The following is a 21,413-nucleotide window of genomic DNA, read 5'->3' on the forward strand; positions in this document are numbered from 1 at the left end:
ACAAGCTCTGCATCCGAACACGCATCCTGTGCGTCAGAAGCTATTGTGTCCGCCCCCCCTATAATTAGGGTGGCAGCAGCAAACAGACCGGAGCCTGAAACCAATGTCCCTTGCAAATTCAGCCCAAAGCTACGGAGGTGTTTCAAAAACCTTCCACTGGCTGACGGCCCTGCTTATTCTGACGGCCCTTCCGATCGGTTGGTTCGCAACCCGACTGGCCCATGCCATCGAGGACCCGGCCATCCCAACGACGCCCGAGGATCTGCAACAGGCGGCTCAACTGTTCTCATTGCATAAGACAATCGGCGTCACGGTGTTCTTTGTTGCGCTTGCCCGCATTCTGTGGGCGTTCAGTCAGCCCAAGCCCGGCCTGCTGAACGCAGACAACAAGCCCGAGGCATTCGCCGCCGAAACCGTACATTGGCTGCTGTACGGCTCGCTTGTGCTGGTTCCCCTGACCGGCTGGATCCACCATGCGGCGACAGAAGGGTTCGCACCGATCCTATGGCCGTTCGGACAGAACTTGCCCTTCGTGCCCAAATCCCCCGCCCTGGCCGAAGCAACCGGCGGGTTGCATTTTGTCCTGATGCTGGTCCTGGTTGGCGCTTTGGTTCTGCACATCGCCGGCGCGTTCAAGCATCACGTGATCGACAAGGACAGCACACTGCGCCGCATGCTTCCGGGTCGGGTTGATCTGCCAGAACCGCCCCAGCAGTGGCACTCACCAGTTCCCGCCCTTGCGGCTGTCGTGATCTGGGCCGCAGCGCTTGGCATCGGATGGTTGGACGGGGCCTATTCAGCGCACCCTGCTGACGATAACGCCTCAGCCGAGTTGGATGCCGTCCAATCCGACTGGCAAGTTCAGGATGGCACTTTGGGCATCACCATAACCCAATTGGGCAGCCCTGTGTCTGGCGGGTTTTCGGACTGGACCGCTGCGATCACCTTTGACGAACCTGCTGAACCGGGCCCTGCCGGGTCTGTCGATGTGACCGTGGCGATCGGCTCTTTGACCATAGGCACTGTGACGCAACAAGCGCTGGGGGCGGACTTCTTTGACAGCGCACAGTTTCCGACCGCGAAGTTCACCGCCGATCTTTTCAAAACCGATCTGGTTTACGAAGCGCGCGGCATTTTGACCATCCGGGACAAGTCGATGGACGTCGTCCTGCCGTTCGAGTTGGACATGCAGGACGGCACAGCCAAAATGCAAGGTGCGCTCGATTTGAATCGCTTGGACTTCGATATTGGCACGTCGCAACCGACCGAAGACTCTCTGGCCTTTGGAGTCACAGTGAATGTTGAGCTGACGGCCAGCCAATCGCAGGAATAAGTGAGCAACCAAATAGAAAACCGCCGGGACCTCTCGATCCCGGCGGTTCTTTTTTGTCACGTCAGGTCGACTTAGTCGGCCTTCTGAGCCTCAACCGAGATACGAACCTCGACCTCATCGCCCACGAAGGGTGCGAACTGACCCAGATCGAAATCGCTGCGGACCAGTGTGGTGGTCGCGTCAAAACCCGCCCATGGCTTGTTTGCCATCGGGTGATCACCGACTTGGTTCAGCTTCGCGTCCAGAACGACCGATTTGGTGACGCCGTTCATGGTCAGATCGCCGGTGATGTTCGCGGTGTTGTCGCCGGTGACTTCGATACCAGTCGAAGTAAAGGTGATCAGGTCGCCCTCTTTGACGCCAAAGAAGTCTTCGGTCATGAAGTGATCTTCGCGCGGCTTCCAGCCGGTGATCATTTCAACAACCGGCATCGACACGGTCACGCTGGAGGCAGCAGGATCTTCCTGATCGAACATGATCTCGCCCTCAAAGCCCGAGAACATGCCGTAGGTGGTCGAAAACCCAAGATGGTTGTAGCTAAAGATGACCTGGCTGTGGCTGGGGTCCAGAACGTATTTCTCGGCGCTGGCAAATGCCGAGGTCGCCGATACGGCCAGTGCAGCAGCAAGAAGGGTGGATTTCATGACAATCTCCAAAGTTATTGTGGATGCAAACCAATCGGCATGCTCGGTAACGAAAATGTGCCGCCCTGAGGCAGCACACAAGCCATATTCGCTCACACTTTCTGTTCTCAGGTGAACAGAATAGAATTTAGGCGAAGATTGTTACACTTCCACTCAATTGGCCCTTGAGCGCTCGGCCAACATCCGCCGATTGCAGCGGCAGCTTCATGAGCAAGCTACCGTCCACGTCAAAGAGCTCCACCTGATCGTCCGTAAACCGCGCACCACCCAAGGTGTCATAGCTGCGGCGCAGAACCGTCTGCGGGCGGCCGTTTTCGTTCTTCTGCAGCACGCGAACCTCGCGGCGGATCGGATCGAAATACGCATCAGGGCGCTGATCCAGAACCTGAACGGTCAGCAGGCTGACCCCGATCAGCAAGAACATCAATGACGCCGCCAGTTTGATCGGCCAAACCTCAGTCGCCATAACCGCGCCGGGCATCAACCACATCGAGAAGGCCATAATGATCAGGAACGCTCCAACAAAGCGCGCCAGAATGGTTCTGGCCTGCCAGTTCGGTGCGAATGCCACAAGAACTGGAACCGATTGGTCGTAAGTCGCGTTCTTTGCAGACTTGTCGAAGGTATTCGTGTTCGTCGCCGTCATTTCACTGTACCTTATATAAGGTTGCCGCCTTTGTTTGGTCGTTCCGGCTAGTCCCCGGTATGAAAAACAACTTTGAGCCGAAAAGCGTCAGGAATTGGGCGGCGCAATGTTAATTGGATGTTAATAGCGCGACTTCACCGAGGCATGTGCGCGGGGCTTGCCCCCGGTGCCGAATGGTGTATATGGGGCCATCCTTCGCAAGAGTTATGAATCGCGCAGCCTCTCGTGGCCGGGTCGCGGAGGGTTGAATGACCCTGCCTTTGAAATGCGCCTTGATAGAAACAGGAGTGCACATGCCACTGTATGAGCATGTAATGATCGCGCGTCAGGACCTGTCCAACGCGCAGGCAGAAAGCCTCGTCGAACATTTCGGCACCGTTCTGGCGGACAACGGCGGCAACGTTGTTGAAAGCGAGTACTGGGGCGTCAAGACGATGGCCTACAAGATCAACAAGAACCGCAAAGGCCACTATGCCTTCCTGAAGACCGACGCCCCTGCTGGTGCCGTTCAGGAAATGGAACGCCTGATGCGCCTGCATGACGATGTTATGCGCGTTCTGACCATCAAGGTCGACGAGCATGCCGAGGGCCCTTCGGTCCAGATGCAGAAGCGCGATGAGCGCGAAGGCCGCCGCGAGCGCCGCTGATCTAAGCCTGACGAAAGGACATTTACCATGGCCGCAAAACCATTTTTCCGCCGCCGCAAGGTTTGCCCGTTCTCGGGCGACAACGCGCCGAAGATCGACTACAAAGACACCCGTCTGCTGCAGCGCTACATCTCTGAGCGCGGCAAGATCGTTCCTTCGCGCATCACCGCCGTTTCGGCAAAAAAGCAGCGTGAACTGGCCCGTGCTATCAAGCGCGCCCGCTTCCTCGCCCTGCTGCCCTACGCTGTGAAGTAAGGAGAGACTGATATGCAAGTTATCCTGCTGGAACGCGTTGCGAAACTGGGTCAGATGGGCGACGTCGTTGACGTCAAGCCCGGCTACGCCCGCAACTTCCTGCTGCCCCAAGGCAAAGCCCTGAGCGCATCGGACGCCAACATCGCATCGTTCGAAGCCCAGAAAGCCCAGCTTGAGGCGCGCAACCTGGAAACCAAGAAAGAAGCTGAAGCACTGGCTGAAAAGCTGGACGGTCAGCAGTTCATCGTGATCCGCTCGGCATCGGATGCCGGCGCTCTGTACGGTTCGGTCACCCCGCGTGACGCCGCAGACGCTGCTACTGAGGCTGGTTTCACCGTCGACAAGAAACAGATCGCCCTGATCGCTCCGATCAAGGAACTGGGTCTGCACTCGCTGGCAGTCAAACTGCACCCCGAGGTCGAAGTTGAAATCAAGATGAACGTTGCTCGTTCGGAAGAAGAAGCCGAACTGCAGGCTTCGGGCAAGTCGATCCAGGAACTGGCCGCTGAAGAAGAAGCAGCCGCAGAATTCGAAATCGCCGAGCTGTTCGACGATATCGGTTCCGCCGCTTCTGAAGATGATGACCTGATCGCCGAAGAAGCTCCGGCAGAAGAAGACGAAGCCAAAGCATAATCTGGTAGTCTTGGAAAATTACAAAGGCCGCGCCGAAGGGTGCGGCCTTTTTTGTTTTGCGACAGGAATGACCTGCCCAAGGCCTGGCGCAGAAATCCTATGAAAAATGTGCCACCTTAGGCGAACGCGGCCCATGCCGCCCGATGCCGTATTATTTTTTGACTGATTATTTTAGAAATTTTACCTGATCGCGCATCTGGGCGGACCGCGATCCGACAGGAGAAAGCGTCATGGCATCCTTGTGCGACTACATCGTCGTGAACGACGGTTCATTCTCTTTAAACCCCGGCGAAAGCCAGACTTTCAGCGACCCGATCCCCTCGAACCTGATTTTCGGAACCAACCGTGCCAAACCGATCCTAGCCTGCAAGGCTTGGGCAACACCTTCCGGAGGGGCGTTCCAGATCGAGATCAACGATACCCTAATATACGGTCCGTCCATGTCAGGCGGTGACATTCGCGGACTATGGGAGGCCTTCCCCGGAACAGTCCTGAACCCGGGAATCACCAACACCGTTCAGTTCCGTGCGACAGAGAACAAGATTTGGTTTGCCGATATCATCTTGTGGTTTCAGGTCGAAGCGTGACTGCCCACGGTTCATAAATGCGGCGTCAAATCGGGACGAATATGACTCGCTACCCGGCGTAATTCAGCGCGTACGCAACTGGTCAGCTTGCGGTTGCACATGGCTGGTTTATCATATTGCGACCCCCATCGGAGACTACAAATGCCCCAATACACGCGTCGCACCTTGCTCGTTACACTTTTGGCCCTGCCCACGCTGGCCGCTTGTGGCGGCGAGACCAGCACCCGGGAAGCGACATTCGACCCGCCACTTTATCCCAATGAGACGCCAGAACTACGCGCGTCGATCAACAAATGGGCGGATCACTATGAACTGCCCAGAGAGTTGGTGCACAAGCTGGCCGTTCGCGAAAGCACGCACCGGCCCTGGGCGGTGAATCGCCCTTATTACGGCTTGCTCCAGATCCTGCCTGCCACGGCGCGCTCGATGGGCTACACCGGAACACCGAAGGGGTTGCTGGACGCAGACACCAATCTGGAATTTGCAGGAAAGTACCTGCGAGGCGCTTGGCTTTTGTCAGATGGCGACCAGAAACGCGCCATTTTCCTCTACGCTAAAGGCTACTACCCCGAGGCAAAAGCACGCGGAATGTTGGTTGAAACAGGCTTAAGGTCGGAATAACGCAGACTTGAAATCCCAACACAAATATGAACACAATATTAACGTGTATCTTATTTGTTTGCTCGGGTACTATGTTGCCGGAACCACGCAATATGCCTAAGCGTTTTGAACAAATACCTTGCGTCGGCCACCAAAGTTGACGCAACGTACACACTGAAATGGACAGATTTGGCATTTCTTTGGGGAAAGAGATGCCTTCCGCAAGGGTTGGACAGGTGAAACTAATAGACTTGGCCGCGATCGACCACGAAGAGAAGTCGGCAGCCGACATCATTAATGCTGTCTGCGAAGAGCTTGGCTTTGACTATGCGTCCTATGCCACCTTCAACCCTGTCAAAGGTGACGTTCAGGGTTATGCGAACTATCCCGATGAATGGAAAATTCACTATGGAAGTCAAGGCTTTCACCATTTCGACCCTACTCTGTACCAATCCGCTCTCAGCATCGCCCCAGTGGACTGGGGCAGATTTGATCATGACGAAAAGTTTCATTCGGTTTTCCGGGATGCCCATGACTTTGGCATTACATCCCGCGGTCTGACCGTCCCGGTGCGTGGCCCCTACGGGGAATGCGGCCTACTGAATGTGACCCGCAATTGTTCGGATGCCGAGTGGGAGAAGTTAAAAAAACATGTCATGGGGGACCTGCAGATGGCTGCAGTTACGGCGCATGATACTGTGATGCAGTCTGGCCTATTGGCCAAGGCACTGTATCTTCCAACCCTGTCGACGCGCGAAAAAGAGATTCTACAATGGGTCGCCGACGGAAAATCTCAGCAAGATATTGGTGACATCCTGTCAATCTCGCACCGAACTGTTGAGGTTCACATGCGTTCAGGGCGCGAAAAACTGGGTGCTTTGACAACACCTCAGGCCATTGGTCGCGCGATTGGTCTTGGTCTAATTGCCCCTGGATAATCAAAAAAGATAAAAAATACGGGAAACCCCCAATAGTTTCAGTTCAAAACTTGGTTAACCTAATCCTTACGGTAACCAGACTGTAGGGGGATGGAAATGATCATCGTAATTGATGGTATTAACCAACATAAGTTCAAAGACGTCTTGGATGAGATGCACAAACTGCGCGCGCGTGTGTTTGGGGATCGGCTTGGCTGGGACGTGAATATCGTTGACGGGCGCGAGCGTGACCATTTTGACGATCTTCATCCTGCACACGTAGTCAGCATCAACGACGAGGGGAACGTCGTTGGGTGCATGAGATTACTGCAGACAACCGGGCCACATATGCTATCGGACGTATTCCATTCGATTCTGGATGGCGAGGCGCCAATCCGCAGTGCCCAAGTCTGGGAAGCGACCCGTTTCTGCGTCGACACAAAGAAGCTTGGTCGTGGTCGAGGCGTGAACTCAGTTTCCTATGTCACCAGCGAAGTCATGATTGGATCCTTCGAATATGCGAAGACGGCCGGCGTGTTGGACTCTATCGCCGTGATCGATCCGGTGATGAACCGCGTTTTGCAACGTTCGGGCAACGCTCCGTATGATTACCTTGGCACCGCAAAGCCCATGGGCAAGGTGGTGGCAATGGCCGCCCTCATGGATTGCTCGGACGAGCGTATCTCCGGAATTCGCAACTATGCGGGCATCGAACACGATGTCTTTCTGACCGAAGATCAGGCCCTAGAGCTGTTCGAGCGGTCGAAGGTCAAGGCAAGTGCCGCAAACTACGATCACCAGCCCTTGAGCCAGCTGGAGAAGTACTTTGTAGAACAGATGAATGCGGCGACTTCGAAAGATGAAGTTGCATCAGTCCTAAAGCTGATCGAAGCGCTTTCTGACCGGTTCACACCAGAGCAAAAGAATGCTCTGCTCAGTTCCCCCCGTGCTTTTGCTCATGAGGCCTGACCCCCTCACCTCATAAGTTAAAGCCACAAAAGCGGAGCCGTCTTATTTCAGACGGCTCCGTATTTTTTTTGCCCATTACCCGTTGGGCAGACGAGGATTATTCCTCGTCCAGCGCCTCAACGGCTTTCTGCAGGTCGTCTTTGCTGACTTCTTTGTCGGCAACCTGCGCCAGTTCGACGATGTAGTCGATCACCTTGTCTTCGAAGATCGGTGCGCGCAGCTGCTGCTGCATCTGAGCGTTCTGCTGAACAAACTCAAAGAACTGACGCTCCTGACCGGGGTACTGACGCGCCTGGTTCATGATCGCCTGTGTCATCTCGGCATCGGTGACCTCAACCTCGGCTTTCTGACCCAGTTCGGCCAGCAACAGGCCCAGACGGACGCGGCGCTCAGCCAATTTGTTGTGCTCGTCGGTCGGCTCGATCTCGGCGTGGTCGTGACCTTCGACTTCGGGGTTTTCTTCGTGCCACAGCTGATGTGCGATTTGCTTGGCTTCGGCCTCAACCAGCGAAGGCGGCAGGTCGAAGGAGACTTTCTCATCCAGCGCGTCCAGCAGACCACGCTTCATGACGGCGCGCGATGCACCGGCGTATTCCGCCTCCAGACGCTCGGCGATCTGACCTTTCAGGGCTTCCAGATCTTCTGCGCCAAACTTCGTGGCCAGTTCGTCATTGACCTCGGCTGCGACCGGCTCTTTCACTTCTTTCACGGTGCAGGTGAAGACAGCGTTTTTACCGGCCAGGTGCTCGGCGCCGTACTCTTCGGGGAACTTCACCTCGACGTCTTTTACTTCTTCGGCTTTCACGCCAACCAACTGCTCTTCGAAGCCGGGGATGAAGCTGTTCGAGCCTAGAACCAGCGGATAGTCTTCGGCCGAGCCACCTTCGAACTCTTCACCGTCCACTTTACCAACGAAGTCGATCACAACCTGATCGCCGTCCTTGGCTTTGGAACCCTTGCGGCGCGCTTTGAAGTCCTGAGCGGTTTCAGCCAGGTTGTTCAGCGCTTCTTCGATGGCCGCGTCATCTGCTTTGACGACCAGTTTTTCCAGTTCGACCGATTTCAGGTCAACTTCCGGGATCGCAGGCAGAGCCTCATAGGACATCTCGACGTGTACGTCGTCGCCTTCTTTCCAGTCTTCGTTGGTCATTTTGACCTGCGGCTGCAGCGCAGGACGGTCACCGCTGTCTTCAAAGTGCTTGTTCATGGCGCCGTCGATGCTTTCCTGCATCGCTTCGCCCAACAGGCGCTGGCCGAACTGCTTTTTCAGCAGAGCCATAGGCACTTTGCCTTTGCGGAAACCTTTCATCTCGATTTCCGGCTGCGCTTCGACCAGTTTCTCGTTAACTTTGTCGTCCAGCTCAGCTGCGGATACGACGATGTTGTAGCCGCGTTTCAGACCTTCGTTCAGCGTCTCGGTAACCTGCATTATGGTAGTCCCCATAGGATTCGGGGCGCGCAAAACGGCGCGCCGGGCAAATTTGACGCCTTCTATTTGCCCAGCCGCCCACGTGCAAGGGGCAATGGCCGGATCAGCCTTGTTTTGCCGCCGATTTGAACAAAAAAACGCCCCGACCAAGGCCGGGGCATCCTGTCTCGTGGGAAATGTTGTCAGAACTTCCAGAGCGCACCCAGCACCCAGGCTTCGTTCTTGTCAAAATCGACCGTGTCGTCGAAATCGTGGTTGCGGTATTTCAGGTAAGCATCCGTGTTGATCGCATTGATGCGCTGAACAACGGCAATGCCCCAGGATTTGGTGCTGGAGCCCTGATTTTCGAAATCTGAGCCGTCAAAATAGTCGATACCTACGCCGGTTTTACCCCACGACACCCAGTCGCCTTCATAGGCCAGCTTGGTGTACCAATAATTCGGATCACTGGCACCGGCTGATGTATTGTCCCGCGAACCCAGAGCCGCGGTAAAGCTGAAACCACTCGGCAACAGGACCGAAGCGGACCCGATCGTATCCCTCTGTTCGCCTGAACCATCGTCAAAATCCCTGACGGCATAGGCCAGACTGGCCGCGAACTCGATGCCATTTGCGAAAGTGTTTCCGTAGTTTAAGGCGATGTCGTAGTAGTCGTCGTCATCGCTGCTGGACAGGATGTTCTGACCATAGGCAATCGCGGCCGAGAAGCCGTTGAAATCCGGCGTATCGTACCGGATCCGACCACGGCGACCACCGTCAAAGTTACTGGACGAGTCGCCCACGGTAATGTCACTCAGAACGCCATCTGCGCCGCGATAGAAGAAGGCACCGTTTTCGTCGTTCGTGAAGGAATAGAGCGCCGTCCCGACATAGGACAGGTCAGTTTCCGCAGCCCCATCCGAGGCCATACTGCCCTGACCGGCCGAGAACTTGCCGTACCCGCCCTTGAGCGAGAAATCGACATGACGGATATCCGACCGTGTCCAACCATTGGTGTTAGTTCCGTTCTGGTTTGCTGTGGCAGTACTTGGAAGTCCCAGGCCCGTCTCGAACCGAAACATGAACTCATTGCTGCCATAGGGTTGCATGACACGCAGGCCCACGCGGCTGTTGGATAGGTCGTTGTCCAGCAAACGGGTCTCGGTTTGCTGCCCATCGTCGACCGATACGATCACCGGGTCGAACTGACCATATAGCTCGACTGAACCACCGCTGTTGTTTTGGTATTTTAGATCAGCAAAGGCCGGGATCGCAGTGGTCGCTGACAAAACCGCAGCCACCGGGAGAACTTTCAATTTCACTGTCATTTTCTTCACCATCAACGTTACGGTTGTGGATACCGCCAAAAAGAGAAGTCAATGTGACAGCCCACGACCCAAAGAACCGAATAACTCGCACCCAGGACTTCTGCCTCACGGCTCAAATTGGCAGAAAGTAATTTCCAATTTTATCAATAAATTGACCCCCACGCTCTGACCGGCCGGAGATTCTTTTGTTCAAGTCTGCCACTCTGTGGAATGTGTTTCAAAAAGAATGACATGCATTTATGTGGATATTTGCGGCTAATTCTTGCCGAACGCTCAAAAAAGCGGCCAAATTCCGCCCATGCGTTACTTGGCCAGATTTCGGAAGACTTCGGGCAATTGTTCGGGCAAATCCTCGGCAATCAACCCCGGCCCGAACAGACGCGCGCATTCCACGTGCAGCCACGCCGCTGTTTCTGCCGCTTCCATCGGACCGAAGCCCAGTGCCAGCAGCCCCGTGATGAACCCGGCCAGCACATCACCGGACCCCGCCGTTGCAAGCCAAGGTGCCGAACGATCATAGTGGGCCGAGTTAATTGCACAGCGCCCATCCGGTGCCGCAATCACCGTATCCGCCCCCTTGAACAGAACCACGCACCCTGCCCGCTTGGCGGCCTCGCGTGTAGCGTCGACCTTGGAATAGGCCGGGCCGTTGGTTGGTACAGCAGCCAAATGTTCCGCAACATCTGGGAACAGCCGCGCAAACTCACCCCCATGCGGTGTCAAAACACAAGTCTCATGCAGTTGATCAAACAGATCGGCAGGATCATCCGCAAAAGCCGTCAGCGCATCCGCATCCAGAACAGTCGAGCGCCCTGCCCTAAGGGCCGCAGGCACAAGATTGCGCGCCCGTTCAAGACCCATTCCCGGACCAAGACACAGGGCATTCAGGCGCTCATCTTCGAGGGTTTCTGACAGCGCATCCCCATCTTCAATTCGCTGCAGCATGATCGTCGTGACTTGCGTCGCGACTTCCAGCAGGGATGCCGGAGGCACGCCAAGCGTCACCAACCCAGCCCCGATACGCAATGCGCCCCGGGCAGCCAAACGCGCAGCTCCGGTTTTTCCCGAACCACCCGACAGGATCAGTGAGTGCCCGTGAGAGTATTTGTGATCCTTCGGTGTCTTGGCCCATGGAAAAAACCCTTTGGAAACAAGCCGAGCCACGTCATTGGACATATTGGATTGAAGCCCGATTGGCTTGGTTCGAACTCGGCCGCAATTTACGGGGCCATCGCTGATCATGTGGCCGACCTTTTTGTCATCGAACGTAACAGTGAGGTCAGCCGCGATAGTATTCCCAAGAACTCGGCCACTATCGGCGCATAATCCACTTGGGATATCGATTGCGACAACGCGTGCGCCGTGGCTCCGCATCAGGCGCCTTGCGTCTTCAGACGCCAATAGCGTGAAAACCCCCTGAAAAGGACGCGTCAGACCGGTTCCGAACAATCCATCAACAAGAAGATCAAATTCCGGCGGAAACTTTAGGTAGTCATCGACAAAAGGAGCTGGATTGAGCTTATGAACTGCGACCTCGTTTTTTGCGTTCCATCTCTCATAGTTCGCTCGCGCATCTGGGGGTAGTTTTTCAGGGTCGCCATACAGAAATACCTCAACCTCCCAGCCCCACTCTTTCAGCAACCGCGCGACGACGAACCCGTCGCCGCCATTGTTCCCTGGGCCGCACAGAACCACCGCGCGACCAGAGGTTTTTGCCAGTTCCGGCCATTCTTCGAAAATTGCCTTAACAACGCCACGGCCAGCCCGCTCCATCAGCTCCATACCGGTGACCTCACCGGACTTGATCGCGGCCTGTTCGATGGCCCGCATCTGTGCTGCAGTCAGCAATTGCGTCATTTCAATTCCCTCAGCGATTCATTTTCGCTTACTTTTTATGCAACTCGATCAAAATTTGACCCACCGCCTGTTTTCTAAGCGCCCGACCGGGGCCAAATTCGCAATCACATTGCCGACCGAATTTAGACGTGGTCAGTGCCAAACTGACAAGAGTTAAAGGGAGCCCGGGATGAAGAAGATCGAAGCGATCATCAAGCCGTTCAAACTCGATGAAGTAAAAGAAGCGCTGCAGGACGTCGGCGTCCAGGGTCTCAGCGTGATCGAAGTCAAAGGCTTTGGCCGTCAGAAAGGTCACACCGAACTCTATCGTGGCGCGGAATACGTCGTAGATTTCTTGCCCAAGGTGAAGGTCGAGGTCGTCTTGGACGACGATCAGGTCGATGCGGCCATCGACGCCATCGTGGCGGCAGCCAAAACCGACAAGATCGGCGACGGCAAGATCTTTGTCTCGCCTGTCGAACAAGCCATTCGCATTCGGACCGGTGAAACCGGCCCGGAAGCGCTGTAATCGAACAATCTCAAACCAGAGGACTAGAAAAACATGAGCAAGGACGCAGTTCTTCAGCTGATCCGGGATGAGGACGCCGAGTACGTCGACATCCGCTTTACCGACCCGCGCGGCAAGCTTCAGCACGTGACCATCATGGCCGATCAGGTTGATGAAGATTTCCTGGAAGAAGGCTTTATGTTCGACGGTTCGTCCATCGCGGGCTGGAAGTCGATCGAAGCGTCGGACATGAAACTGATGCCCGACACCGACAGCGCCTATATCGATCCGTTCTACGCGGAAAAGACCATCTGCATTCACTGCTCGGTTGTTGAGCCCGACACCGGAGAAGCCTATGAGCGTGACCCGCGCGGCACCGCTCAGAAGGCCGAAGCTTACCTGAAAGCATCGGGTATAGGTGACGCAGCATTCTTCGGCCCCGAAGCTGAATTTTTCCTGTTCGACGATGTCCGTTTTTCGAACAGCATCAACAAGGTATCCTACGAAGTTGATGCAACCGACGCGTCGTGGAACACCGACACCGAGTACGAGATGGGCAACATGGGCCACCGTCCGGGCGTCAAGGGCGGTTACTTCCCGGTCAACCCGATCGACGAAGCACAAGACCTGCGTTCGGAAATGCTGTCGACCATGAAGCGTCTGGGCATGAAGGTCGACAAACACCACCACGAGGTTGCATCCTGTCAGCATGAGCTGGGTCTGATCTTTGACAGCCTGACCAAGCAGGCGGACGAGCTGCAGAAGTACAAGTACGTCATCCACAACGTGGCACACGCCTACGGCAAATCGGCCACCTTCATGCCGAAGCCGATCGCAGGTGACAACGGCACCGGCATGCACGTAAACATGTCGATCTGGAAAGACGGCAAGCCTCTGTTCGCAGGTGACAAATACGCTGACCTGTCGGACGAAGCGCTGTACTTCATCGGCGGTGTTCTGAAGCACGCCAAGACCCTGAACGCCTTCACCAACCCGTCGACCAACAGCTACAAGCGTCTGATCCCGGGCTTTGAAGCACCTGTTCTGCGCGCCTATTCGGCCCGTAACCGTTCGGGTTGTGTCCGTATTCCGTGGACCGAAAGCCCGAAAGCCAAGCGCGTCGAGGCTCGCTTCCCCGACCCAGCCGCAAACCCCTACCTGGCGTTTGCCGCACTGCTGATGGCTGGTCTGGACGGCATCAAGAACAAGATCGATCCGGGCGAAGCCATGGACAAGAACCTGTACGATCTGCCTGCCGAAGAACTGGCCGACATCCCGACCGTTTGCGGCAGCTTGCGTGAAGCTCTGGAAGCTCTGGCATCCGATCACGACTTCCTGCTGCAGGGCGACGTGTTCACCAAAGACCAGATCGACGGCTACATCGCACTGAAGATGGAAGAGGTCGAAACCTACGAGCACACGCCGCACCCTGTTGAGTACGGCATGTACTACAGCTGCTAAACAAGAGTTTCCGAAGGATACTCTTTAAGGGGCGCCCAGCGGGCGCCCCTTTTCTTTTCCCCGGCCCGCCGCCGCTTGACTGGCGCGCAATAACGTCAGAGCCTTCGGTGAAACACAACGCGGGAGGGGACGATGCGCCTGATGCTGAAATTCACGATACCGGTCGAAAAGGGTAATCAGGCCGAAAAAGACGGCACGCTTGGCCCGGCGATTGACGCTTTGGTAAAACAGGTGAATGCCGAAGCTGCCTATTTCGCGCTTGAAAATGGCAAACGCATGGGGATCGTCATTTTTGAAGAAACCGATCAGGCCCGTATGCCTTCTATCAACGAACCGCTGTTTGCCGCGCTGAATGCAAGCATCGAAATCCAACCTGTGTTAACGTCGGCTGACCTCCAACGCGCATTATAAACCGCTTGTAACTGCAAAGATTGAGGACCCCATGCTACGCCCTGCTGTTCTGATTGCACTCTTTCTGGCCTCGCCGACCCTCGGTACAGCCGCCACCTGTGGCAATACCGGCAGCGGGTTCGAGTCATGGAAAAGCGACTTTGCCAGGCAGGCCAAGCGTGCGGGCGTTAAAAAGAAGGGGCTGCAGGCTTTGGCGCAGACGCAATATGCCACGCGCACAATTGCAGCCGACAGAAACCAGAAAAGCTTCAAGTACTCACTGGATAAATTCATGCGTGTTCGCGGTGCAGATACGATCGTGGCGCAAGGGCGCAAACGAAAGGCGCGCAACCCGCAATTCTATGCGGCGCTTGAACGCCAATACGGAGTTCCCGCCGGAGTTCTGATCGCCATTCACGGGATGGAAACGGGGTTCGGGAATTTCATGGGCGACAGTCAGGTTGTTTCCGCAATCACAACACTCGCTTATGACTGCCGACGGTCCGATTTCTTTATCCCCCACGCGATCGGGGCGCTGAAACTGGTCGATCAAGGCAGCATTACGACCGCCACAAAAGGGGCAAAACATGGCGAACTTGGGCACACCCAGTTTCTGCCCGGCAACGCGATGAAATACGGCGTTGATGCCACAGGCGATGGTCGCGTCGATTTTTACAATATGACCGATGCATTGGCCTCGACCGCCAATTTTCTACGTAAGAAGGGGTGGAAACCGGGACGTGGCTATCAACCGGGTCAGCCAAACTTTGCCGTGATTCAACAGTGGAACGCGGCCTCGGTTTACCAGCAATCCATCGCAATTATGGCCGCCCGAATCGACGGTTGAGGCAGCCCAGACAATCGGGCAATTGCGGCAGATTTCGGCCACATTGTCGCCACAGACATTAAACGGCCCCTAAAAAGCCTAGGTTTCCATAGCGTAATCAATCCCGGCGATTTCTCATTTTTTTCCATTTTTGCCCAAATCTGTCCCAGATCGCTTGCTAGATTGTTTCCACGACAGGATGCGACAAAGGACAGCGCAGTGACTCCGAAGCACAGCTATCACGGTGGTCTGCAATTCAGCGGTAAGGCCGAAGACGCCATTGAGCGGTTCAGCGAAATCGTTGCCAAGACCCTTGAGGACTACGGTCACCTGATCGAGCGCAAAACCCTTTTGAACAGCACCGAAGCCAGCATCGTTTCCAGTCAGTATCTGGTACGCTTGACCTTGGACACTCGCGTTGTGGATACCGAAGACCGGTACGAACGCCTTAACCGCGCGGCCGGCCTGAAGACGATCCCAAAGCCGGTCGTGACGCTTCCGAAGAACCGACTGACAATCACCGTAACTCCGGTATCCCCCATACTGGATGACAGCGAAGTCTCTGAACTGATGCTGGTGGTGATCCTCTACCGAATGGTCGACGTTTGTGCGACGCAGCGCGTTGAATGGCTGTCGCCCAACACCGTTTTGACCATTGAACAATTCATGAGCGCGTTTGACTCTTTGACCCCCAGCAAGCCGCGCAACAGAAAGCAGATTTTCGAGGCAGTGACAGGCCCGTTTGCCGGGCTGGACGTTACTGACGCAGAAGACCTGGATGAGCCAGAAAAACAGGCGCTGAAACCAGTAGCCCGGCCGATCCAGCTGTCGGATGAGCAGTTGCTCAGCATCGCTTTTCGGACAGAACCTATCGAGCAGAATACCGATCGGGACGACACGCCCCCCCTCGACCATGAGCGACCCAGTGACATTCTCCGGCTATCCAGCTGGGGATTGACGGGTGCCGTGGCAAGCGTGTCGGTCCCGATTGCGGTCTCGTTGGCCGCTGTAAACCTGATCAAGGGCGAGGACTTTCGCCTGAATACTCAGGTGCTGGCGTATACGGTCGCGATCTCCGCTCTCAGCACAAGCGGAGCACTCGCGGGCGTCGCCGGCGCTCTGGGCCTCTAGCCCAGTTATCAATGACCCTCCTTGGAGGCCCCGCCATCAGGCGGGGTTTTCCATTTGGGCCACCCGCTCTGCTGAAAGCACATAGGTATGAATGGAAAACACAACCGCCTGCGTTTGCGGCAGGCGCAGCAATGTCTGACGCTCACTACGCAAATACTTCGCTGAACTGGCGGTCTGCGGGTCGCGACGTTCATTTGCGCTACGCGGCTGATGCAGCTCAGCATCCTCGTACCAAAGCGCGTTGAAGCGCCACAAAGGGCGCCCCGGTTGTATCCCGTCAAACAGCCGCTGAACGCGTCGGGCAATGTTCTCGTCATAGCTGTCCACGGGGATATGAATGTCGATCAGAGGCCGCATGAATTTTTCGGACAAGGTCCAACTGGCGGGAAAGCAAAGGATCGCCCCTGTAAGCACATGTTCGTCGCCATGTTTTTGGAGGATGCAGAAGTCTTCTTGCACGAGCCGACAGAGCGTCTCCAAAGGGCGATCGCGGTCCACCTGCACGCTCTGCCCGTCCGGGCGCGTCACGTGATCCGTGCTGTCTGGATAGACTTGGGCAAGGACCAGATCCAACAGCTCTTGCGCAGCGGGAACGGCAGCGGGATCCTGCGCCAGTACATCCGAACGTCGGTTTGACAAAAGCCGGTCGCGGTGTTGCATCTGTGCGGCGAACGCGTCGTCGCAGTGTAACCAGCTGTCCATGCTGGCTGGCTGAATGCCGGGCAAGGGACGCTGTTCCAATGGGTTAAACGGGATCGTGGTCTGTAGAATGCAGGTCATGAAGATGACCTATCATCAGAAATCCGGCCTGTCGGTCAAAAAGCGACGATCGCGCGGTCGCAATTTTTCAAGACGGCGCTCGATTGATTCTCCACGCTGAGTACAGGCAGGGAGGCCGCCATGAATCAGCATTACCGTGACACTCGCAAAATTGACCCAACCAAGGGCGCAACCCTTGGCGACGGCACCCCGAACGAAAATGATCGGATCGAGATCGGCCCGACCCAGCTGGCGTTTTCCGAATGGGAGCAGGCCGGGCTTGCCCTGCCCGATCTGGCGCGCATGCGTGAATACCGCTGGAAACGGCTGACCCAGGCCATCGTGGATCGCGGCTATGGGGGGTTGCTGGTCTTTGACCCGCTCAACATCCGGTACGCGACGGACAGCACCAACATGCAGCTGTGGAACACGCATAACCCGTTCCGCGCGGTTTTGTTATGCGCCGACGGGTACATGGTGATCTGGGACTACAAGAACTCTCCGTTCCTGTCCAAGTTCAACCCCCTGGTGCGCGAGCAACGCTCAGGCGCGGATCTGTTCTATTTTGATCGCGGCGACAAAGTGGACGTGGCCGCCGATGTATTCTCGAACGAGGTGCGCGTTCTGATCGAAGAACACGGCGGCGGCAACAAGCGTCTGGCTGTCGACAAGATCATGCTGCACGGCCTGCGATCGCTTGAGGCGCAGGGTTTCGAGATCATGGAGGGTGAAGAGCTCACCGAAAAGACCCGTGCCATCAAAGGTCCGGATGAAATCCTTGCCATGCGCTGCGCCAACCACGCCTGCGAGACCGCCGTTGCCGAGATGGAGAAATTCGCCCGCGCCAACGTGGGTGACGGCAAGACCTCGGAAGATGACATCTGGGCTGTCCTGCACGCCGAAAACATCCGTCGCGGCGGTGAGTGGATCGAAACCCGCCTGCTGGCTTCGGGTCAGCGCACCAATCCTTGGTTCCAGGAATGCGGGCCTCGGATCACGCAGAAAAATGAGATCATCGCCTTCGACACCGACCTGATCGGGTCCTACGGCATCTGCATTGATATCTCTCGGACGTGGTGGATCGGCGACGAAAAGCCCCGTGCGGACATGGTCTACGCGATGCAACACGCGCATGAGCACATCATGACCAATATGGAAATGCTGAAACCCGGCGTGATGATCCCCGAGCTGACGGCCAATGCGCATAAACTGGATGACAAATTCCAGGCGCAGAAATACGGCTGCCTCATGCATGGTGTCGGTCTGTGTGACGAGTGGCCTCTGGTCGCCTATCCGGACAAGGCAGTGGCAGGATCATACGACTATCCGTTGGAACCCGGCATGGTCCTGTGCGTCGAAGCCGCCGTTGGCGAGGTCGGTGGCGATTTCTCGATTAAGCTGGAAGATCAGGTTCTTATCACCGAAGACGGATATGAGAACCTGACCACCTACCCCTTTGATCCGCAGCTCATGGGGCTGAGCTAACGTCTCAGTTGGGCCAATGCGACCGCCGGACATTGCCGTGCCAGTCCTCGGACACGGGCGCGGCAATTTCCGTTGTGCCCGACGAAGCGAGCGGCCAGTTCTGACCAATCGAAAACCCGATCACTCCGGTCAGCGCGATCGCGATCAAAACGTCCGGACGCAGCATCACGCCCCTGGGTTCAGATACGGTATGTGCCATGTGAGCCTCCTGAGCTGAATAAGTGCCATGACCGCAACATGGGGGCGTTCTAAAAATAAGTGAAACGAATATTTATTTGACTAAACATCACAAATATTGATTTATTGAACTCACACTTTCACACGCAAACCTGTATCCAATCCTCACCTTCCCGTGACGCGTCTTACAATGGGGTTGAGAGCCCATACGGATGCACTCAGTATTAGGGCATCCCGCCAAGTAAGGAACCGCCATGCCCACCGAACGCATTACCTTTGCCGGTCACGACGGCAACCAACTGGCCGCGCGCCTGGATTTACCGGATGGGCCGGTTCTGGCGACGGCTTTGTTTGCACACTGCTTCACCTGTTCCAAAGACATCCCAGCCGCACGCCGGATTGCCGCGCGGCTGGCCGCTATGGGCATTGCTGTGCTGCGGTTCGATTTCACCGGGTTGGGGCATTCCGGTGGCGAGTTTGCCAACACCACCTTCACCTCGAACGTCGAAGACCTGATCGCGGCAGCGCAGTATCTCGCGGGCCGCAATATGGCCCCTGCTCTCTTGATCGGTCATTCGCTGGGTGGCGCTGCGGTGCTGCGCGCCCGTGCCGGGATTCCCAGCGTCAACGCCGTTGTGACCTTGGGCGCGCCCGCCGATCCCGGCCACGTGTCCCATCACTTTGAAGGCGCGCTGCCGGAAATTGAACAGGCGGGCTCCGCCGAAGTCATGTTGGGCGGGCGTCCGTTCCGCATTGGCAAAGCGTTCGTCGACGATATTTCCGAGACGGCCCTGCTCCCGGCGATTGCGGAACTGAAGGCCGCCTTGCTGATCCTGCACGCTCCGCGGGATGAGACTGTAAGCATCGAGAACGCCAGCACAATTTTCCTGGCGGCCAAACACCCCAAAAGCTTTGTGACGCTTGATGACGCCGATCACCTGATCACTCGCGCCTCAGATGCTGAATACGCGGCGGATGTGATTGCGGCCTGGGTAAAGCGCTATGTCAGGCTCTGCCCGCCCGCCCCACCGCCGGGCGCACCAGAGGGCGTTGTGCGCGTAACCGAAGCGGATCCCGAAGGCTTTCTGCAAGACATTCAGTCCGGCCCACGGCACCATGCAGTCGCGGACGAGCCCGCGTCCTACGGCGGCACCGACCGGGGCATGTCGCCTTACGGTTTCGTGTCTTCAGGTTTAGGAGCCTGTACGTCGATGACAATCCGCATGTACGCGCGGCGCAAACGCTGGCCCCTTAAGGGCATCACAGTCGATGTATGCCACAACAAAGTCCACGCGCAGGACGCCGGACTTGCTGGCGAAGGCAAGGTTGATCAGTTCCGTCGCAAAATCCGTCTTGAAGGCGCGCTGACCTCGGATCAGCGCGCGCGACTGCTGGAAATCGCGGACAAATGCCCGGTGCATAGAACACTGGAAGGGTCAGCCCAGATTACGACCGAGCTGCTGGACTGACCCGATGCCTCAGCGTCGCCCCGCGGGACGGTGGATCGGCGGTCTCGCCGCCGGAGGCCGTGCAACAGGCGGTCGGGGCCGGTTCGGCGGCCGCGAGATCGGCGGTCTGTTGGGCGGTTTCGCAATGGGCGGAACGGGGCGCGCCGGGGGACGACCGTCGGGCGGCCGGGGACGATCCGGGCGGTCGATATCAATATCCACATTGACGTCGTGATAGTAGTCGTTCCACAGCATCGAGTCATAGAATGGGTCATACCCGTACCCCACTCCGACGGTCACGCCATCACAAGCCGAAAGTGTCAGGCTGGCCGCCCCAAGTCCAAGGGCAAGGGTTGCGCGTTTGATCAGATTGCGAGTCATTTGCGCCTCCTCACTGTAGGGACCGGAACGACGCAAATACGGCGTTCAGGTCGTCCACATAAGCCGGATCGGCCCCGTCTCGCAGGATCGCGACGGCAACAGCCACCCGGCCGTTTGGCAGGTCAATTACAGTCGCGGTGAAGTTCACGCCTCGCCTTTCCCGCGTGCCTGAACCCCGGATCACACGCGCAGGCAAACCGCCAATCCGCGTCGTGCTGGTCCCGGTCACTGTTGGGTCTTTGACCAGAAACTTGTCGATGTCCTGCAGATACCGAAGGCCATCGTCGATCGAGGCCACACCAACCGGCGAAACAAAGCCCATCCAGACGCTATCGTCCGTGACGGGCCGCAGCCCCATCACGCGTGCGACCGCGCGGGGATCGGCCAGTTCAGTGTCCTCAATCTCGCGCGAGCCACCTGTGCGCAGCGCCCAGAAATCTGGAACCGAAAAGCTGAACAGTGCGCGCCCATTGTCAGTATAGGTGACCGGAGTATCCGCCGACGCCGGGCCTCCTCCCGTCCAAAACGCGGCGAAAATTGCCAGCGCCGAGATGAATTGTATCCGCATATTGAAATAACCTGATTACATGATCGCAATCAGGTTGACCCGTACGGCATTGACTTGTCCAGTGATTTCAGTCCGAGAAAACCCCGTCCGTCGTGCTACCGCTGTCGTCCACGAACCGGATCACATCGCCGCTTTGTTGCACGTCGTAGCAGGCCCAAAGATCGGATGGCGGCCAGAGCGAGCAATAGCGATCCTCACGCACCGCCCAGCGTCCTGCACTGGGGCGACCCGAAAAATACTGCGTCAGCATCGTGTCGTCGAAGGTCTGCCAGATACCCTCACCATAATCGAGTTTCTGCCCGGACAGCGCCGTCAGAATCTCATCCCCCGTCAGCGGTCGGAACTCCTCCGCTGTCAGAAAACCGGGCCAAAAGGCCAAAATCAGGGCAAACCGTCTCATATTCGCACTCACGCCTTGTTCGTTGGCCTGCGCGGGTTTAAACCCCGCCGCATCGCCTCCTGCCCAAACACAATAA

General features: G+C 56.7%; 25 protein-coding genes. 15 read left to right on the forward strand and 10 right to left on the reverse strand.

The window, feature by feature from the left end; translation table 11 throughout:
* Positions 1-103: 103 nt before the first annotated feature.
* Positions 104-1,333 carry a cytochrome b/b6 domain-containing protein gene (locus GOV53_RS17020; protein ID WP_170468575.1) on the forward strand — a complete coding sequence of 410 codons (1,230 nt, stop codon included), beginning with the start codon at positions 104-106 and terminating at the stop codon, positions 1,331-1,333.
* Positions 1,334-1,404: 71 nt separating this feature from the next.
* On the opposite strand, the gene GOV53_RS17025 is transcribed toward GOV53_RS17020, so the two are convergent.
* Both GOV53_RS17025 and GOV53_RS17030 read right to left on the reverse strand, forming a co-directional pair.
* Positions 1,405-1,977, reverse strand: coding sequence for a YceI family protein (locus tag GOV53_RS17025; RefSeq protein WP_170428070.1), 573 nt, complete (start codon positions 1,975-1,977; stop codon positions 1,405-1,407).
* A gap of 127 nt (positions 1,978-2,104) precedes the next feature.
* Positions 2,105-2,623: a hypothetical protein gene (locus tag GOV53_RS17030; RefSeq protein ID WP_170468577.1), complete on the reverse strand. Its 519-nt coding sequence runs from the start codon at positions 2,621-2,623 to the stop codon at positions 2,105-2,107.
* Positions 2,624-2,916: 293 nt separating this feature from the next.
* On the opposite strand from GOV53_RS17030, the gene rpsF reads away from it, so the two are divergent.
* From rpsF to GOV53_RS17065, 7 genes are all read left to right on the forward strand, one after another.
* Positions 2,917-3,270: a 30S ribosomal protein S6 gene (gene rpsF, locus GOV53_RS17035; RefSeq protein WP_155151103.1), complete on the forward strand. Its 354-nt coding sequence runs from the start codon at positions 2,917-2,919 to the stop codon at positions 3,268-3,270.
* 27 nt (positions 3,271-3,297) lie between these two features.
* Positions 3,298-3,525 (forward strand): 30S ribosomal protein S18, encoded by a 228-nt coding sequence (rpsR, locus tag GOV53_RS17040; protein WP_005982441.1) that lies wholly within the window; start codon positions 3,298-3,300, stop codon positions 3,523-3,525.
* Positions 3,526-3,537: 12 nt separating this feature from the next.
* Positions 3,538-4,158, forward strand: coding sequence for a 50S ribosomal protein L9 (rplI, locus tag GOV53_RS17045; protein WP_170468579.1), 621 nt, complete (start codon positions 3,538-3,540; stop codon positions 4,156-4,158).
* Between the two features lie 230 nt (positions 4,159-4,388).
* Positions 4,389-4,745, forward strand: coding sequence for a hypothetical protein (locus tag GOV53_RS17050; protein WP_170468581.1), 357 nt, complete (start codon positions 4,389-4,391; stop codon positions 4,743-4,745).
* 141 nt (positions 4,746-4,886) lie between these two features.
* On the forward strand, positions 4,887-5,366 hold the full coding sequence (locus GOV53_RS17055; RefSeq protein ID WP_170468583.1) for a lytic transglycosylase domain-containing protein: 480 nt from the start codon (positions 4,887-4,889) through the stop codon (positions 5,364-5,366).
* Between the two features lie 215 nt (positions 5,367-5,581).
* A complete protein-coding gene (locus GOV53_RS17060) occupies positions 5,582-6,283 on the forward strand; it encodes a helix-turn-helix transcriptional regulator (RefSeq protein WP_170468585.1) in 702 nt (233 codons plus the stop codon).
* Positions 6,284-6,379: 96 nt separating this feature from the next.
* Positions 6,380-7,231, forward strand: a complete 852-nt coding sequence (locus tag GOV53_RS17065; RefSeq protein ID WP_170468587.1) for an acyl-homoserine-lactone synthase — start codon at positions 6,380-6,382, stop codon at positions 7,229-7,231.
* Positions 7,232-7,328: 97 nt separating this feature from the next.
* Here GOV53_RS17065 and tig read toward each other — a convergent pair whose 3' ends face one another.
* The 3 genes from tig to GOV53_RS17080 form a co-directional block, all read right to left on the reverse strand.
* Complete coding sequence (gene tig, locus GOV53_RS17070; protein ID WP_170468589.1) at positions 7,329-8,660, reverse strand: trigger factor; 1,332 nt, start codon at positions 8,658-8,660, stop codon at positions 7,329-7,331.
* 182 nt (positions 8,661-8,842) lie between these two features.
* Entirely contained in the window at positions 8,843-9,967 is a 1,125-nt protein-coding gene (locus GOV53_RS17075) for a porin (RefSeq protein WP_170468591.1), read from the reverse strand.
* Between the two features lie 303 nt (positions 9,968-10,270).
* The gene (locus tag GOV53_RS17080) at positions 10,271-11,824 is read right to left on the reverse strand and encodes an NAD(P)H-hydrate dehydratase (RefSeq protein ID WP_170468593.1); all 1,554 of its coding nucleotides are present in this window, start codon (positions 11,822-11,824) and stop codon (positions 10,271-10,273) included.
* 169 nt (positions 11,825-11,993) lie between these two features.
* Here GOV53_RS17080 and GOV53_RS17085 point away from each other — a divergent pair, with 169 nt between their 5' ends.
* The 5 genes from GOV53_RS17085 to GOV53_RS17105 all read left to right on the forward strand — a co-directional run bounded on the left by GOV53_RS17085 (position 11,994) and on the right by GOV53_RS17105 (position 16,119).
* On the forward strand, positions 11,994-12,332 hold the full coding sequence (locus GOV53_RS17085) for a P-II family nitrogen regulator (RefSeq protein ID WP_058274017.1): 339 nt from the start codon (positions 11,994-11,996) through the stop codon (positions 12,330-12,332).
* A 33-nt stretch (positions 12,333-12,365) separates the two neighbouring features.
* On the forward strand, positions 12,366-13,772 hold the full coding sequence (gene glnA / locus GOV53_RS17090) for a type I glutamate--ammonia ligase (RefSeq protein ID WP_170468595.1): 1,407 nt from the start codon (positions 12,366-12,368) through the stop codon (positions 13,770-13,772).
* 132 nt (positions 13,773-13,904) lie between these two features.
* Complete coding sequence (locus GOV53_RS17095) at positions 13,905-14,183, forward strand: hypothetical protein (RefSeq protein ID WP_170468597.1); 279 nt, start codon at positions 13,905-13,907, stop codon at positions 14,181-14,183.
* Positions 14,184-14,214: 31 nt separating this feature from the next.
* Positions 14,215-15,009, forward strand: coding sequence for a lytic murein transglycosylase (locus GOV53_RS17100; protein WP_170468599.1), 795 nt, complete (start codon positions 14,215-14,217; stop codon positions 15,007-15,009).
* 198 nt (positions 15,010-15,207) lie between these two features.
* On the forward strand, positions 15,208-16,119 hold the full coding sequence (locus tag GOV53_RS17105) for a hypothetical protein (RefSeq protein ID WP_367648791.1): 912 nt from the start codon (positions 15,208-15,210) through the stop codon (positions 16,117-16,119).
* 36 nt (positions 16,120-16,155) lie between these two features.
* Here GOV53_RS17105 and GOV53_RS17110 read toward each other — a convergent pair whose 3' ends face one another.
* Complete coding sequence (locus tag GOV53_RS17110) at positions 16,156-16,899, reverse strand: heme-dependent oxidative N-demethylase family protein (protein ID WP_170468602.1); 744 nt, start codon at positions 16,897-16,899, stop codon at positions 16,156-16,158.
* 120 nt (positions 16,900-17,019) lie between these two features.
* On the opposite strand from GOV53_RS17110, the gene dddP reads away from it, so the two are divergent.
* Positions 17,020-18,363 carry a dimethylsulfonioproprionate lyase DddP gene (gene dddP, locus GOV53_RS17115; protein WP_170468604.1) on the forward strand — a complete coding sequence of 448 codons (1,344 nt, stop codon included), beginning with the start codon at positions 17,020-17,022 and terminating at the stop codon, positions 18,361-18,363.
* 4 nt (positions 18,364-18,367) lie between these two features.
* On the opposite strand, the gene GOV53_RS17120 is transcribed toward dddP, so the two are convergent.
* Positions 18,368-18,562 carry a hypothetical protein gene (locus GOV53_RS17120; protein WP_170468606.1) on the reverse strand — a complete coding sequence of 65 codons (195 nt, stop codon included), beginning with the start codon at positions 18,560-18,562 and terminating at the stop codon, positions 18,368-18,370.
* Positions 18,563-18,794: 232 nt separating this feature from the next.
* Here GOV53_RS17120 and GOV53_RS17125 point away from each other — a divergent pair, with 232 nt between their 5' ends.
* Positions 18,795-20,009, forward strand: a complete 1,215-nt coding sequence (locus tag GOV53_RS17125; RefSeq protein ID WP_170468608.1) for a bifunctional alpha/beta hydrolase/OsmC family protein — start codon at positions 18,795-18,797, stop codon at positions 20,007-20,009.
* A 9-nt stretch (positions 20,010-20,018) separates the two neighbouring features.
* Here the strand turns inward: GOV53_RS17125 and GOV53_RS17130 are convergent, their stop codons facing one another.
* From GOV53_RS17130 to GOV53_RS17140, 3 genes are all read right to left on the reverse strand, one after another.
* On the reverse strand, positions 20,019-20,369 hold the full coding sequence (locus GOV53_RS17130; RefSeq protein WP_170468610.1) for a hypothetical protein: 351 nt from the start codon (positions 20,367-20,369) through the stop codon (positions 20,019-20,021).
* A 10-nt stretch (positions 20,370-20,379) separates the two neighbouring features.
* The gene (locus tag GOV53_RS17135; RefSeq protein ID WP_254439317.1) at positions 20,380-20,937 is read right to left on the reverse strand and encodes a hypothetical protein; all 558 of its coding nucleotides are present in this window, start codon (positions 20,935-20,937) and stop codon (positions 20,380-20,382) included.
* A 67-nt stretch (positions 20,938-21,004) separates the two neighbouring features.
* Positions 21,005-21,337: a hypothetical protein gene (locus GOV53_RS17140; RefSeq protein ID WP_170468612.1), complete on the reverse strand. Its 333-nt coding sequence runs from the start codon at positions 21,335-21,337 to the stop codon at positions 21,005-21,007.
* Positions 21,338-21,413: the final 76 nt, after the last annotated feature.

Source organism: Ruegeria arenilitoris, assembly GCF_013035315.1.
GTDB lineage: Bacteria > Pseudomonadota > Alphaproteobacteria > Rhodobacterales > Rhodobacteraceae > Ruegeria > Ruegeria arenilitoris_D.

Excerpts from the sequence above, each read along its gene's own strand:
- GOV53_RS17020 (WP_170468575.1), top strand. The coding sequence starts at position 104 with ATGTCCCTTGCAAATTCAGCCCAAAGCTACGGAGGTGTTTCAAAAACC.
- GOV53_RS17025 (WP_170428070.1), bottom strand. The coding sequence starts at position 1,977 with ATGAAATCCACCCTTCTTGCTGCTGCACTGGCCGTATCGGCGACCTCG.
- GOV53_RS17030 (WP_170468577.1), bottom strand. The coding sequence starts at position 2,623 with ATGACGGCGACGAACACGAATACCTTCGACAAGTCTGCAAAGAACGCG.
- rpsF (WP_155151103.1), top strand. The coding sequence starts at position 2,917 with ATGCCACTGTATGAGCATGTAATGATCGCGCGTCAGGACCTGTCCAAC.
- rpsR (WP_005982441.1), top strand. The coding sequence starts at position 3,298 with ATGGCCGCAAAACCATTTTTCCGCCGCCGCAAGGTTTGCCCGTTCTCG.
- rplI (WP_170468579.1), top strand. The coding sequence starts at position 3,538 with ATGCAAGTTATCCTGCTGGAACGCGTTGCGAAACTGGGTCAGATGGGC.
- GOV53_RS17050 (WP_170468581.1), top strand. The coding sequence starts at position 4,389 with ATGGCATCCTTGTGCGACTACATCGTCGTGAACGACGGTTCATTCTCT.
- GOV53_RS17055 (WP_170468583.1), top strand. The coding sequence starts at position 4,887 with ATGCCCCAATACACGCGTCGCACCTTGCTCGTTACACTTTTGGCCCTG.
- GOV53_RS17065 (WP_170468587.1), top strand. The coding sequence starts at position 6,380 with ATGATCATCGTAATTGATGGTATTAACCAACATAAGTTCAAAGACGTC.
- tig (WP_170468589.1), bottom strand. The coding sequence starts at position 8,660 with ATGCAGGTTACCGAGACGCTGAACGAAGGTCTGAAACGCGGCTACAAC.
- GOV53_RS17075 (WP_170468591.1), bottom strand. The coding sequence starts at position 9,967 with ATGACAGTGAAATTGAAAGTTCTCCCGGTGGCTGCGGTTTTGTCAGCG.
- GOV53_RS17080 (WP_170468593.1), bottom strand. The coding sequence starts at position 11,824 with ATGACGCAATTGCTGACTGCAGCACAGATGCGGGCCATCGAACAGGCC.
- GOV53_RS17085 (WP_058274017.1), top strand. The coding sequence starts at position 11,994 with ATGAAGAAGATCGAAGCGATCATCAAGCCGTTCAAACTCGATGAAGTA.
- glnA (WP_170468595.1), top strand. The coding sequence starts at position 12,366 with ATGAGCAAGGACGCAGTTCTTCAGCTGATCCGGGATGAGGACGCCGAG.
- GOV53_RS17095 (WP_170468597.1), top strand. The coding sequence starts at position 13,905 with ATGCGCCTGATGCTGAAATTCACGATACCGGTCGAAAAGGGTAATCAG.
- GOV53_RS17100 (WP_170468599.1), top strand. The coding sequence starts at position 14,215 with ATGCTACGCCCTGCTGTTCTGATTGCACTCTTTCTGGCCTCGCCGACC.
- GOV53_RS17110 (WP_170468602.1), bottom strand. The coding sequence starts at position 16,899 with ATGACCTGCATTCTACAGACCACGATCCCGTTTAACCCATTGGAACAG.
- dddP (WP_170468604.1), top strand. The coding sequence starts at position 17,020 with ATGAATCAGCATTACCGTGACACTCGCAAAATTGACCCAACCAAGGGC.
- GOV53_RS17120 (WP_170468606.1), bottom strand. The coding sequence starts at position 18,562 with ATGGCACATACCGTATCTGAACCCAGGGGCGTGATGCTGCGTCCGGAC.
- GOV53_RS17125 (WP_170468608.1), top strand. The coding sequence starts at position 18,795 with ATGCCCACCGAACGCATTACCTTTGCCGGTCACGACGGCAACCAACTG.
- GOV53_RS17130 (WP_170468610.1), bottom strand. The coding sequence starts at position 20,369 with ATGACTCGCAATCTGATCAAACGCGCAACCCTTGCCCTTGGACTTGGG.
- GOV53_RS17135 (WP_254439317.1), bottom strand. The coding sequence starts at position 20,937 with ATGCGGATACAATTCATCTCGGCGCTGGCAATTTTCGCCGCGTTTTGG.
- GOV53_RS17140 (WP_170468612.1), bottom strand. The coding sequence starts at position 21,337 with ATGAGACGGTTTGCCCTGATTTTGGCCTTTTGGCCCGGTTTTCTGACA.